This window comes from Streptomyces sp. NPDC088554 (assembly GCF_044752945.1).
GTDB lineage: Bacteria > Actinomycetota > Actinomycetes > Streptomycetales > Streptomycetaceae > Streptomyces.
Window position 1 is genome coordinate 84,199 of sequence record NZ_JBIVMF010000012.1, and the last position, 13,203, is coordinate 97,401.

10 protein-coding genes are annotated in these 13,203 nt (G+C 70.1%); 5 read left to right on the forward strand and 5 right to left on the reverse strand.

The window, feature by feature from the left end:
* Window positions 1-722: 722 nt before the first annotated feature.
* The 5 genes from ACIP8W_RS16050 to ACIP8W_RS16070 all read right to left on the reverse strand — a co-directional run bounded on the left by ACIP8W_RS16050 (window position 723) and on the right by ACIP8W_RS16070 (window position 6,665).
* Complete coding sequence (locus ACIP8W_RS16050) at window positions 723-2,948, reverse strand: MMPL family transporter (protein ID WP_401951182.1); 2,226 nt, start codon at window positions 2,946-2,948, stop codon at window positions 723-725.
* Between the two features lie 134 nt (window positions 2,949-3,082).
* Window positions 3,083-3,676, reverse strand: a complete 594-nt coding sequence (locus ACIP8W_RS16055) for a TetR/AcrR family transcriptional regulator (RefSeq protein WP_401951180.1) — start codon at window positions 3,674-3,676, stop codon at window positions 3,083-3,085.
* 258 nt (window positions 3,677-3,934) lie between these two features.
* Window positions 3,935-4,459, reverse strand: coding sequence for a TIGR00730 family Rossman fold protein (locus ACIP8W_RS16060; RefSeq protein WP_401951177.1), 525 nt, complete (start codon window positions 4,457-4,459; stop codon window positions 3,935-3,937).
* Window positions 4,460-4,506: 47 nt separating this feature from the next.
* On the reverse strand, window positions 4,507-5,859 hold the full coding sequence (locus ACIP8W_RS16065) for an FAD-binding protein (protein WP_401951174.1): 1,353 nt from the start codon (window positions 5,857-5,859) through the stop codon (window positions 4,507-4,509).
* A gap of 47 nt (window positions 5,860-5,906) precedes the next feature.
* Entirely contained in the window at window positions 5,907-6,665 is a 759-nt protein-coding gene (locus ACIP8W_RS16070) for an isopentenyl transferase family protein (RefSeq protein ID WP_402203403.1), read from the reverse strand.
* A 247-nt stretch (window positions 6,666-6,912) separates the two neighbouring features.
* On the opposite strand from ACIP8W_RS16070, the gene ACIP8W_RS16075 reads away from it, so the two are divergent.
* From ACIP8W_RS16075 to ACIP8W_RS16095, 5 genes are all read left to right on the forward strand, one after another.
* Window positions 6,913-7,593, forward strand: coding sequence for a transketolase (locus tag ACIP8W_RS16075; RefSeq protein ID WP_402203405.1), 681 nt, complete (start codon window positions 6,913-6,915; stop codon window positions 7,591-7,593).
* 178 nt (window positions 7,594-7,771) lie between these two features.
* The gene (locus tag ACIP8W_RS16080) at window positions 7,772-11,209 is read left to right on the forward strand and encodes a S41 family peptidase (RefSeq protein WP_402203406.1); all 3,438 of its coding nucleotides are present in this window, start codon (window positions 7,772-7,774) and stop codon (window positions 11,207-11,209) included.
* Window positions 11,206-11,946: an NPP1 family protein gene (locus ACIP8W_RS16085; protein WP_402203408.1), complete on the forward strand. Its 741-nt coding sequence runs from the start codon at window positions 11,206-11,208 to the stop codon at window positions 11,944-11,946. The genes ACIP8W_RS16080 and ACIP8W_RS16085 overlap by 4 nt, the downstream gene beginning before the upstream one ends.
* Before the next feature lie 349 nt (window positions 11,947-12,295).
* The gene (locus ACIP8W_RS16090) at window positions 12,296-12,565 is read left to right on the forward strand and encodes a hypothetical protein (protein WP_402203410.1); all 270 of its coding nucleotides are present in this window, start codon (window positions 12,296-12,298) and stop codon (window positions 12,563-12,565) included.
* A 145-nt stretch (window positions 12,566-12,710) separates the two neighbouring features.
* Window positions 12,711-13,184, forward strand: a complete 474-nt coding sequence (locus ACIP8W_RS16095; protein WP_401951158.1) for a hypothetical protein — start codon at window positions 12,711-12,713, stop codon at window positions 13,182-13,184.
* Window positions 13,185-13,203 lie beyond the last annotated feature (19 nt).

The following is a 13,203-nucleotide window of genomic DNA, read 5'->3' on the forward strand; positions in this document are numbered from 1 at the left end:
TCTCGTGGCCGGGACCGACCGGGGCCGCCACCGGCCCCGTCCACCCCGAACACACTTCGTCCCGCCCGGACCGCGGATCGGCCGGGCAGGATGAAAACGCCTCAGGAGGACCGGAGTTGCGCCGGATCGCGGCGAACCACCCGAAGGGGGATGGCCACGGCTCAGTACCTGGTCGCGGCCGACCGCGGGCACAGCACGGTACGACAGGCACGGGGCATCCCGATGACCGGCACCGCGGACTTCCAGCTCTCCGCACGGTCCGACGCACGGTCCGACGCGCAGTCCGACGCGCAGTCCGACGCACGGTCCGACGCGCAGTCCGACGCACGGTCCGACGCGCAGTCCGACGCAGGATCCGACGCGGGCGTGGAGCCGGACACCCCCGACGGCGTACACGCACAGCCCCGGCCGTGGCGGAGGACAAGCGCTCGCGTATCCGAGGATCACACCACCGGGTGCCGGACGGTGTCCGCGTCGGGGGCTTCCCGGCCGGCCCCCACCACACCGCTTGCCGGAGGAAGGCACAGCGTGATGCCGCCCCGGGTTCGAGCTGTTCGGAGAGTTGCGGTACCCGACTGCGCCATTACCGCAGACAGCGGCCCGGTCCGCGCGCTCCCCAGGAGGTGCGCGGGCCGGGCCGCCGTGTCGCTCCGGGTCCCGTCCCCACGGTGCCGAAGCGTTCCGGGGCCGCGCCCACTCAAGCGGGCCCCGGGGTCGGAAGGTCAGACGCGGGCCAGTTCGCGGTCCTCGCCCGAGCCGTTGCCGGACGGGGAGTCGGCCGCCAGGGTCTTCTGGAGCGCCTCGCCCTCGACGTCGACGTTGGGCAGCGCCTTGTCGAGCCACTTCGGCAGCCACCACGCCTTGTCCCCGAGGAGCGCGAGTACGGCGGGCACGATGGTCATCCGGACGACGAACGCGTCGAAGAGGACCGCGACGGCGAGCCCGAAGCCGATCATCTTGATCATCGAGTCGCCGGCACCGATGAAGCCCGCGAAGACGGCGATCATGATCACCGCGGCGGCCACGACCACCCGCGCCCCGTGCTTGAAGCCGGTGACGACAGCCTCGTCGGGGCGCTCGCCGTGGACGTACGCCTCACGCATCCGGGTGACGAGGAAGACCTCGTAGTCCATGGCCAGACCGAAGACCACACCCACCATGAAGATCGGCATCATCGACATGATCGGACCGGTCTGCTCCACACCGAACAGGCCGCCGAGCCAGCCCCACTGGAAGACCGCGACGACCGCGCCGAGCGCGGCGAAGACGGAGAGCAGGAAGCCGAGCGCTGCCTTGAGCGGCACCAGGATCGACCGGAAGACCAGCATCAGCAGCAGGAACGCGAGGCCGACGACGAGCGCCAGGTAGGGCATCAGCGCGTCGTTCATCTTCTGCGAGAAGTCGATGTTCATCGCGGTGGCGCCGGTGACCAGGATCTCGGCCCCGTCCTCCGACGCGATCTCGCGGCCCGTGTCACGGATGGAGTGGACCAACTCCTCGGTCTTGATCGAGGAGGGGCGGTCCTTGGGGATCACGGTGATGGTCGCGGTGTCGCCCGCCTTGTTGAGCGTGGCGGGGGTGACGACGGCGACATCGTCCAGCTTCTTCACCGTGTCGGTGACCTTGGTGGCGGCCGCCCTGGCGTTGTTGTCGGCCTTGCCGTCGACGACGACCACCAGCGGTCCGTTGAAGCCGGGGCCGAAGCCCTCGGAGAGGAGGTCGTACGCCTTGCGCTGGGTGGTGCTGGTCGGCTGCGAACCGTCGTCGGGCAGGCCCAGCTCCAGCGAGGCGGCCGGGACGGCTATGACGCCGAGACCGACGACCGCGGTGAGCAGTACGGTGACGGGCTTGCGCAGCACGAACCGCGCCCAGCGCGTCCCCATGTTGGGCTTGATGCTCTTGCCGGTGCTCTCGTCGGCCAGCGCGGCACGGCCCTTGCGGCCGTGGACGCGCTTGCCCGCGAAGCCGAGCATCGCCGGGATCAGGGTCAGCGCGATCAGTACGGCGATCACGACCGTACCGGCGGCGGCCAGGCCCATCTTGGTGAGCATCGGGATGTTCACGACGGACAGACCGGCGAGGGCGATCACCACGGTCAGACCGGCGAAGACCACGGCGGAGCCCGCCGTACCGACGGCCCGTCCGGCGGCGTCCTCGCGCTCCCGGCCCTCGGCCAGCTCATTGCGGTAGCGGGAGACGATGAACAGCGCGTAGTCGATACCGACCGCCAGTCCGATCATCATGGCGAGGGTCGAGGTGGTCGAGCCCAGCTCCAGCACATTGGCGAGCGCGGTGATCGTGGAGATACCGACGCCGACCCCGATGAGCGCGGTGAGCAGCGGCAGCCCGGCCGCGACCAGCGAACCGAAGGTGATCACGAGCACGATGGCCGCGATGACCACCCCGATGATCTCGGCGGACCCCATCTCCGGCACCGTCTTGAGCGCGTCACCGCCGATCTCGACGGTCAGCCCCTTGGCGTCCGCGTCCTTGGCGGTGTCTTCGAGCGCCGTACGGGTCGGGTCCGTCAGCTGCATCGAGCTGACCTTGTACGACACCTGGATGTACGCCGTCGTGCCGTCCTGCGAGACACCGTTCGCAAGGTACGGGTCGGTCACCGAGGCGACCTGCGTCGAGCCGTCCTTCAGCTCCTTGACGATCTTGCCGACCTCGGCCTTGTGGCCGGCGTCGGTCACCTTCTCCCCCGACGGGGCCTTGAAGACGACCCGCGCCGTGGCGCCGCCCGTACTACCCGCGGGGAAGCGCTGCTCCAGCAGGTCGAAGGCCTTCTGCGCCTCCGTACCGGGTATGGAGAACGAGGTGGAGGTGGCGGTGGACGCGGAGGCGGCTCCGACCCCGGCGAGCGCCAGCAGCGCCACCCATACCAGGGCGACGTAGTTGCGGCGCCGGAAGGCGAACCGTCCGAGCTTGTAGAGGAACGTGGCCACGAGGGCGTCTCCCGGAATCTATGGAGGGAAGGGGCAGGGGGAGCCGGCCCGACGGCAGAGCGGTACGCGTCAGGTGGTTGCGGGTGGTGCGGTGGTGAGCGGGCGAGCGCTCGTCGGTCCCGGGGCCCGAGCGGTTACGTACCGCTGAGGTCGGGCCGGATGCCGAGGGCGGGGAGGACCACGGCATCGATGTACTCGGCGAGGAAGGCCCGGTTCGGCGACCGGTCCTCGATCAGCTGCCGGGCGACGAAGGCGCCGACCAGCATGTGGGTGACATAGCCCAGCGCGGGGTTGTCCGCGGCGACCTCGCCACGCTCCACGGCCCGGTCGAGCAGCTGATCGAGCCCGCTGACCTCCGGCTCGATCAGCAGCTCGCGCAGCGCCTGGTGGAGGTCGGGGTTGGTGTGTACGGCATGCATCAGACCCCGCATCAGCGCGGTGTCCTTCTCCATCTGGCAGTCATCGGTGTGCCCCACCATGGTGAGGAAATCGCCGCGCAGGGAACCGGTGTCGCACTCCCCGACCCCGTGCGGCTTGGTGCTCCGCATCGCCCGCACGACCAGCTCCGGCTTGCTCCCCCACTGGCGGTAGAGGGTGGCCTTGCTGGACCGCGTACGAGCGGCGACGGCGTCCATGGTGAGGGCGTCGTACCCGACCTCGCGCAGCAGATCGAGCACGGCGGCGTACAGCTCGGCCTCGCGTTCGGGCGTGAGCCTGGTGCGTGCCATGTCCGGCCTCCCGTCAATCCGAACGAAACGGTTTCGTACAGTACGAAGATAACCCCGGCACCCAACGAAACGAAACCGTTTCGCTTGTGGCCCGCGCCACACTCGCCCGTGCCGAGCACCCGGATACGGCCCCCGCCCGGTAACGGCATGGCGCGGTGCGGTGCGCGAGCCGCTCGAACGCGGGATCGCACGGCGGCGGGGGACCGGGCATGCCCGGTCCCCCGCCGAGGAAGTGTCGTCACACGCTGAAAACGCGGCCTACGGGAGCCGCGCCAGTACCTCTTCCGCCGAACCGCAGACGATGACGCGGTCCAGGTCGCCCGGGCGCAGGAAGCCCTCGTCCCTGGCGTGGGCCAGGAAGCTCAGCAGCGGGCGGTAGAAACCGTCCGGGTCGAGGAGGAGGCAGGGTTTGTCGTGGATGCCCAGCTGCGACCAGGTGAGCACCTCGAACAGCTCCTCCGCCGTGCCGAAGCCTCCCGGCAGCGCGACAAAGGCATCGCCCAACTCGGCCATGCGCGCCTTGCGTTGATGCATATCGGCCACGGTTTCGAGGACGGTGAGGCCCTGGTGGGCGATCTCGTACGGCAGCAACTGGCGCGGGATGACACCGGTCACCTCGCCCCCGGCGGCCAGCGCGGCGTCCGCGACGGCGCCCATGAGACCGATCGACGCGCCGCCGTAGACCAGCCGCCGGCCCGCGCCCGCCAGCGCGGTGCCGAGTGCGGTGGCGGTACGGAGATGGCCGGGGGCGCGCCCCGGGGAGGCGCCGCAGAAGACGGTCACGCCCCTGGTCCGGACGTTCACCGCGGGCCCGTTCGCGCCCCCCGCGTTCACAGCCCCTGGCCCGGGGTGAGGACGCGGTGCGGGTCGTGGGTCTCCTTCGCCCGTACGATCCCGGGCCAGGCCGGGCCGTAGTGGGCCCGCCAGTCCTGCGGGGACATCGGCAGGGCGCCGCCGGGCAGGACGACCGCGCCGAGGGCGACGGCCCGTTCGTACACCGCGCGGTTGGCCGCGACCAGCTGCCCGGCGGCGGCCGGGGCCACGGAGGGGTCCGGGGCCGTACGCATCAGGGAGAGCAGGTACAGCAGCTCGCCCGAGGGCTTGCGCAGCAGCGGCAACCCCAGCGACGCGGCCCGCAGCGGCTGGATCCCGACCACCCCGCAGGTGCGCAGCCCGCACTGGGCCCGGTCCGTGAGGATGGCGTCCACCAGCGCGGGCGCGGTCGCCTCCGGCAGGAGAAGGCTCAGCCAGGGGTGCGGATGGCGCCATTCGCCGGTGGCCCGCAGGAGGCGTTCCTCGCGGTCCGCGCGGTGGACGTACTCCTGGTACGTGAAGTCCTCGATCTCCTGGGTGTCACGGTCATGACCGAGGTCGCCGAGGAGCCGCTCGTCCAGCGCCCGGCCCTCGGGCGTCCGGTTGCCGGTGATCTCCTCCGCCGAGAGGTGGACCACCGCCTCGGCCATCCGGTGCCAGCCGTCACCGACGACCGGCCGCACCCGGCCGTCCAGCTGGTCGAACCTGCCGTCGAGCACCAGCCGCCGCTGGTCGGCGAAGTACCGGTCCTGGTCCTGGTAGTACAGCCGGTACCGGCGTACGCGGGCGGGCGCGGGCACCAGCCGCAGGGTGGCCCGTACGATCAGCGCGCACCGGCCGAGACCCGCCAGCACGGCGTGGAACAGGTCCCGGTTCCGGTCGGGCGAGCAGGTCAGCTCCTCCCCCGCGCCGGTGACGACGTCCAGCTCCAGGACCGTGTCGGCCACCGAGCCGTACCGGTGGCTCGTACCGCCGATGCCGCCCTCGCTCAGGACGCCGCCGACGCTGGCGCCCAGATGGCCGGTGAGGACGGGCGGCGTCAGCCCTTCGGCCAGCGTGGCCCGTACGACATCGGCCCAGGACGCCCCCGCCCCGACCACGGCCCGCGCACCATCGGCGCCCTCTTCGACCCACACCTCGTCCAGCGCGGCCATGTCGACGACGAGTCCGCCACCGGCCTGCCCCTGTCCGTACAGCGCGTAGCCGCCGCCACGCGCCGCCACCGGTACCCCGCGCGGACCGGCGAAGCGGGCCGCTTCCGCGATCTCCCACGCGGACCGGGGGCGCAGGACCCCCAGCGGGGAGGCCGAGACGATGTGACCGAAATCGGTCGAAGCCCGCGCGATGTCCCCGGGGTCGACCGTCACCATTCCCGCAAATCCGGCGAAAGCTTCGGAGCTGGATAGAATAGTTTCGGTCACGCCGCACTCCTCAGAATTGCGAGGTCGGCCGGATCCTTTTCAAAGATCTCGGCGAAAACCCGATGCTGAAGAACTCCGTGCTCCGCGTGACGTTCGCCGATAAGAGAGGCGAACCTTTCCATGACATGGCTGGAAATCTCTTTCCGGTGAACTGTGTGAACATCAATTGAATACTTCGCACAGCATTCGAGAACGGCCTCGAAGCCATTGACGGAAGCAACGAAGTAGCGCTGACCGGGGTCCTGCCACAGCGTCGCCAGCTCGTCGAGCAGACTCCGGTCGGTGGACACGGACGGCGCGAGCATGGTCCGCGCCCGACGGGTCAGCGCGGCCACGTACTCCCCGATCGGAGGAATCGCAAGCAGCTGCACGGTCAACTCCCAGCCCAGCTCCGGCAGCCGCGCCGCGAAGAGCCGGAGCAGCGAAATGGAGCCACCCTCCACTATCACGAATGAATGGTCCATGCCAAGTCGCTGCACCGTCTTGACCAGCGCGTCCGTCGCCTCCGCAGCCGACAGATCGCCATCGGCCACCGTCCGGTCACCCAGCCAGTGCCGCTCGACACCCGGGTCCTCGGCACCCGCTCGGGCACTGGTCGTGGCGATGTCCGTGAAGCACTGGAGCCGGTCGGCCACGACGACCGGAGCACCGGTGGCCCTGGCCAGCTCCGTCGCCGTCGCGCTCTTGCCCACCCCGGTCGGCCCGGCGATCAGATGGACCCTGAGTCGCTGGACGATTCGGTCGTTTCCGCTCATGCGCTGCCCGCACTCCATAGTGCGCACCCCCATCGAGGCACATTCGTCGGTTGATGTTTGATCTTGAAGAAGATACCCTCGGCATCGTAAAGTGAACACCATTTACCCACCCGGGTGAGGCAAAAAAATAAACCTTCCAGCTTTTACGCCGGTAAAGATTTTGAGTCACCAAAGTTATTTCGCTTTGCCCCCGGGTAGGTTCAATACCCACTGCGATATATTTCAACGCATCCCAGGGGGACCCTTCATGCCTGCCGACACGACCGTCGACGACACGACCACGACCGCCGTCATACCCACCGGCACGGCCGCCCCGCCCGCCGGCATGCTGCTCGCCCTCGCCGGGACCGCCCCCGAGCTGATGACCTGCCGGCCGGGCCGCGCCCGGGAACAGGGACCGGACCCCGAAGGCACCCTCCTGATCGGTTACGGCGACTCGGCCGAAGTCGCCCAGTACGGCGCCCGCCCCGGCTGGGCCGTCCACGCCCCCGGCCACCCCGACGAGGTCCGGCGGATCCTGCTGCGCTCGGCGGCCGACGGGGAGCGCGCGTACATCCATGTGTCGGCGCGGTCCAACGCCGAGCCGCACGCCACCACCACCGAAGGCTTCGAGGTCGTACGCGAGGGCCGGGCCGGTGTGGTCATCGCGGTCGGCGCCACCCTCGACCCCGTACTGCGGGCCACCGCCGGGTTCGACCTCACCGTCCTCTACGCCGTCACCATCCGCCCCTTCGACACGATCGGGCTGCGCACGGCGGTCCTCGCGGCGGAACACCCGGACGTCATCCTCGTCGAGCCGTACCCGCACAGCGCCTCCGCGCACAGCGTCGCCGAGACCCTCACCCATGTCCCGCACCGGCTGCTCACCCTGGGCGGCGGCCCGGACGAGACAAGCATCGCCGCCCGGGTCCGCAACTTCATGCGCTGACCTCCACGTACCGAACCGCCGACCTCCACCTACCGAACCACTGACCTTCACGCATCGAACCACTGACCTTCACCTACCGAACCACTGACCTCCACGCACCGAACCGCACGCCGATGTCAAGACCGCCTCTCGCCGCGTCCCGGAGGCGGAGCCCGCCCGCAAGGGTCAGCATTGGGGGGTGAGTGACGAGACCGCGTATCTCCGCTTCCCGCACCTGCACGACGACGCGCTGTGCTTCGTCGCCGAGGACGATCTCTGGGTCGCCCCGCTCGTACCGGCCGGGCAGGAGCCGGGACGGGCGTGGCGGGTGACCGTGGACCGGACCAGGATCGGTCACCCCCGGTTCTCGCCGGACGGCACCCTGATCGCGTACACGACCTGGCGCAGCCTCGACCCCGAGATCCACCTCGCCCCGGTGGCCGGGGGGCCGTCGCGGCGGCTGACGTACTGGGGCGCCACCGACACCCGGGTCTGCGGCTGGGCGCCCCCCAACGACGAGGACGGCGAGCCACAGATCCTCGCCGTCTCCTCGCACGCCCGGCCGTTCTCGTACTTCTCCTGGGCGTACGCCCTCCCCACCGACGGCTCCCCCGGCGGGGCGCTGCCCTGGGGCCCGGTCGCGGACATCGCCGTAGCGGACCTGGACGGTACGGAGGGAACGGAGCGGCGCACCCTCCTGCTCACCGGCAAGCCGCCGCACGAGCCCGCCGCCTGGAAGCGCTACCGGGGCGGCGCGACCGGGCGGCTCTGGCTGCACGGGGAACGGCTGCTGCCGGATCTGAACGGGCACCTCGACTCCCCGATGTTCGTCGGCGGCCGGATCGCGTTTCTCTCCGACCACGAGGGCGTCGGCAACCTCTACTCCTGTCTGCCCGACGGCACGGGCCTCACCCGCCACACCGACCACGACGCCTTCTACGCCCGCCACGCCTCCTCCGACGGGCGCCGGGTCGTCTACCAGTGCGCGGGCGATCTCTGGCTGGTCGACGCGCTGACCCCCGACTCGGTCCCGCGCAAGCTGGCCGTACGGCTCGGCGGCCCCCGCGCCGGACGGCGCGGCTACCAGGTCCCGGCCTCCCGCCACATCGACGGCATCTCCGTGGACCTGACCGGCCGGGCGAGCGCCGTCTCCGTACGCGGCAGCCTCTACTGGCTCACCCACCGCGACGGCCCCGCCCGTACGATCGCGGACACCCCGGGGGTCCGCGTCCGCAACCCCGTGATGCTCGGCAGCGGCGGCCAGGTCGCCTACGTCACCGACGCGGAGGGCGAGGACGCCATCGAGATCGCGTACCTCCCCCGCGCGACCGGCGACCGCGCCCCCCGACGGCTTGCCTCTGGTCGGCTGGGCCGCGTCCTGGAGATGGTCGCGGACCAGGACGGCGAGCGGATCGCGGTCGCGTCGCACGACGGCAGGCTGCTGCTGATCGATGTGACGGAGGAGGAAGAGGAAGAGGAAGAGGAAGAGGAAGAGGAAGAGGAAGAAGACACAGGTACGGGTACGGAGACGGCTGAGCCGGAGAGCAAACCGGAACCCACCGGACCGGAGCCCACGGAAACCGCCCCGGACCCCGCCCCGGAAACCGGGCCCGCCACCGACCCCCTCGTCACCGAACTCATCCGCTCCATCAACGGCCCCGTCACCGACCTCGCCTTCTCCCCCGACGGCGGCTGGCTCACCTGGTCCCATCCCGGCATCGGCCGCTCGCTCCGCCAGATCAAGCTGGCCAAGATCGCGGGCAGCTTCGCCCGTACCGTCGTCGATGTCACCAACGGCCGCTTCGAGGACGAGAACCCGGTCTTCACCAGCGACGGCCGCTATCTCGCCTTCCTCTCCTGGCGCGGCTTCGACCCGGTGTACGACGTCCACACCGGCGACCTCTCCTTCCCGCTGGGCTGCCGCCCCTATCTCGTACCTCTGTCGTCCGCGACCCCGTCGCCCTTCGCGCTCTCCCCCGACGGCAGACCGGCCGCGGGCGGGCTGGATCCGACGCTGGGCGAGGCGGGGGACGGCACGGTCACGGTGGAGGTGGAGGGGCTGGCCGACCGGGTCACGCCGTTCCCGGTGACCGCGTCGAAGTACTCGGCGCTGCGTCCGGTGACCGGGGGCGGGCTGGTCTGGCTGCGCTGGCCGATCTCCGGGGCGCTCGGCGAGACGTTCGCCAACCCGTCCGACATGTCGGGGCGGCCGACGCTCGAACACTTCGACATCACGAAGGCGCGCAAGAGCGAGCTGGTCGCGCATCTGGACTGGTTCGCGACGAGCGGTGACGGCAGCAGGCTGGTGGTCGTGGACGACGGCGAGTTGAGGGCCGTGCCCTCGACCGAGCTGGGGGACCTCGACTCGACGGTCTTCCTGGACCCGCGCCGCATCCTGCACGATGTCGACCCGGAGGCGGAGTGGCGCCAGGCGTACGAGGAGGCGGGCCGGATCATCCGCGCCTACTTCTGGGAGCCGGGGCTGTGCGGCATCGACTGGGACGGGATCCTCGACCAGTACCGGCCACTGCTCCCCCGGGTCGCCTCCCCCGACGAGTTCGCGGATCTGCTGCGCGAGGTCCTCGGCGAACTGGGCACCTCGCACGCGTACGTCACCCCCGCCCGCCGCAACGAGGGCCCGGCGCACTACCAGCGCGCGATGGGGCTGCTCGGCGCCAATCTGGTCTGCCGGGACGGCGAGTGGATGGTCAAGCGCATCCTGCCCGGCGACTCCTCCGACTCGAAGGCCCGCTCGCCCCTGGCCGGTACGGGGATCCGCGAGGGCTCGGTGCTCACCCATGTCGACGGGCGGCCCGTCGACCCGGTGACCGGGCCGTACCCCCTGCTGTCGGCGGCGGGCGGCACCACGGTCGAGCTGACGTTCCGGCCCTCGGGCAGCGGGGCCGGATCCCGCCGGGTCGCGGTCGTCCCGCTGATCGACGAACGGCCGCTGCGCTACCAGGACTGGGTGGCCAAACGCCGGGAGGCCGTACGCGAGATCAGCGGCGGCCGGTGCGGCTACCTGCACATCCCGGACATGGGCGGCTCGGGCTGGGCCCAGTTCAACCGGGACCTGCGGCTGGAGGTCTCGCGTCCGGCACTGATCGTGGACGTACGGGGAAACGCGGGCGGCCACATCAGCGAGCTGGTCGTCGAGAAGCTGAGCCGCCGCATCCTCGGCTGGGACCTGACGCGCGACGCCCAGCCCGTGTCGTACGCCTCGAACGCCCCGCGCGGCCCGGTCGTCGCGCTGGCGGACGAGGCGACCTCCTCCGACGGCGACATGATCACCGCGGCGTTCAAGCTGCTGAACCTGGGCCCGGTCGTCGGGCAGCGCACCTGGGGCGGGGTGGTCGGCATGACCGGACGGCACCGGCTCGGCGACGGCACGGTGATCACGGTGCCGATGAACGCGGCCTGGTTCGACGCGTACGGCTGGTCCATCGAGAACCACGGCGTCGCCCCGGACATCGAGGCCCTGCGCACCCCCCTCGACTGGGCGGAGGGCCGCCACGCCCAGCTCGACGACGCGGTCTGGGTCGCCCTCGACCTCCTGGCGGGCCACCCGGCCGCGGCGCCCCCGGACTACAGCGCGGTCCCCGATCTGAGCCGCCCGAAACTGCCGCCGCGCGGGTGAGGGCCGGAAGGCGTGGTGCGGATGTCGGCCTGGCGGGCAGCGCCTTCGCGGCGGCCCCGGCCCCACTTCCCTGGCAGGCCTCCGCCTTCCAGGACAAGTACCAGCCGCTGCTCTGCTACGACCACGACGGCTGCTACCCCTCCTCCGCCGTCGACCCGACCGGCTGGCTCAACGGCGGCCTCCGGACGGTGGGCGACCCCGGCGGCGACTGCCGGCACCTGGGCAGGGCCGACACCTATGCCCGCACCGCCTGCGACCCCACCTGGTGCGCGTACGTCTACGCCGTCTACTTCGAGAAGGACCAGGGCCCCATCGCCGACCACCGCCACGACTGGGAGTCCGTGGTGGTCCGGCAGCGACGCGGCCAGGAGCAGCCCTCGTACGTGTCCGCCTCCGCGCACGGCCAGTACGACACCAGGCCGTTCAACTCGATCGAGCACGACGGCAACCGCGCCAATCGTCTACCACCTGGACGGCATCAAGACCCACTCCTTCCGCTTCGCCGAACGGGCGAGCGGCCGGAAGCCTGGGGCAAGGGCGCAGGCTGGGACCGCCCCGCCCTGGTGAGCATGGAGAAGCTCAGGAACAGCGACGGCAAGGCATACAACGCGCTGAAGAACTCCGAGTGGGGCAACGCCAACTTCCCGATCCAGGACAAGGGCGACCGCTTCTGGACCTCGATGAGCAGGGCCAAGCCCTCCGGCATCTCCTTCAGCCCCACGTACGACCACCTCTGATCCGCACCACCCCCCTGATCCTTTTCTCCCCCGGGGCCCGCACCACGGCCGCCGACACGGACTCCCCCTCCGCGTCGGCGGCCGTTCGGCTGGGGGCGGGAGGTGGCCGTCTCCCTCCGAGCCCGTACGCGAGATTCCCCGGCCCCGGCTCCGCCATGTCGTACCACTGGTACGGGTTGTCATCGCCAGGCCGTCCCCCGTCACCACCAGGGCCGCACGCACCCCGATCGGGTGAGTCAGGAACCACCACCAGCCCGACAGGACATCAGCTCATTAGACTCCCGGAAGGCCCTGCGCCCAGGACAGATGGAGAGCACGACTGGATTATCAGGTACACGAGATATCTCTCATGAAAACCATCCGCCCCTCTATCACCGCCTTCTGCATCTCGGAGAGAACCCCAGTCCCGCCGCCATCGAAATGTCCCGCGCGCACCGGTGAACCGGCCGAGAAAGCGGAACTGATCCTCGGAGAATCCAGCGGCCATTTCGCGGCCGGTAAACACGGGCTGATCATCGCCCGACACCACCTCGGATATCAACTACCGTCGACCGACAGTGAATCCACCCTCCAGTCCGCCGAGAACTCCGGCAATCACGCACTTTTGATCATAAGTTGATTACGAGCGGATAACATTCACCAAGAGGAGCTTCCGGGCGATCCGACCCACAGGTGAGACTTGAACGTCTTCTCCGGGTCGTACTCCCGGAGAAAACGGCGAGATCTATCGGGACTCGCGAACGCCCTCACCTCAGGAGTGATCAATGCGTTCATCTCCCAGTACGTTAAAGGCCGCAGCAGTCGTAGCATGCGCCGCCCTGCTGCCGCTCGTCGTCGCACCTGCCGCGTCCGCCGAGGATGCCCCGGGGGGAAAGGAGGGGGGAATCTCGATCATGGCTATCGACAGCAGCCTCTCGGCTGTTCTGCCCGGCTTCAAGTCGAGGAAGACCGACATCGGGACAGCCCCGACGATCATCGACTTCTACAACTGCAGAACCACGGACCACGGTTCCGTCACCGAGTCGACCAAGGTTCAGTTGATCAACTACAATTACACCACTCCGAACGAATACTGGGAGACAAAGACCTTCACCGCCTGTTTCAGTGGCGGCAAGTCCCACGGGTCGTGGACCGGACGCAAGGGCGATGACCTCTTCTTCCAGATCAAGGCGGTGAACTCAAGCACCAGCAGTTCCAACGGACCTGTGCTGTCTGCCAAACGAGTCCACATGTGGTGATCCGAGGCAATTCCGGGCC

Bases quoted from the DNA above. Each gene is read 5' to 3' on its own strand.
- ACIP8W_RS16065 (WP_401951174.1), bottom strand. From the start codon at position 5,859: ATGGTGACGGTCGACCCCGGGGACATCGCGCGGGCTTCGACCGATTTC.
- ACIP8W_RS16090 (WP_402203410.1), top strand. From the start codon at position 12,296: ATGAAAACCATCCGCCCCTCTATCACCGCCTTCTGCATCTCGGAGAGA.
- ACIP8W_RS16070 (WP_402203403.1), bottom strand. From the start codon at position 6,665: ATGAGCGGAAACGACCGAATCGTCCAGCGACTCAGGGTCCATCTGATC.
- ACIP8W_RS16055 (WP_401951180.1), bottom strand. From the start codon at position 3,676: ATGGCACGCACCAGGCTCACGCCCGAACGCGAGGCCGAGCTGTACGCC.
- ACIP8W_RS16095 (WP_401951158.1), top strand. From the start codon at position 12,711: ATGCGTTCATCTCCCAGTACGTTAAAGGCCGCAGCAGTCGTAGCATGC.
- ACIP8W_RS16075 (WP_402203405.1), top strand. From the start codon at position 6,913: ATGCCTGCCGACACGACCGTCGACGACACGACCACGACCGCCGTCATA.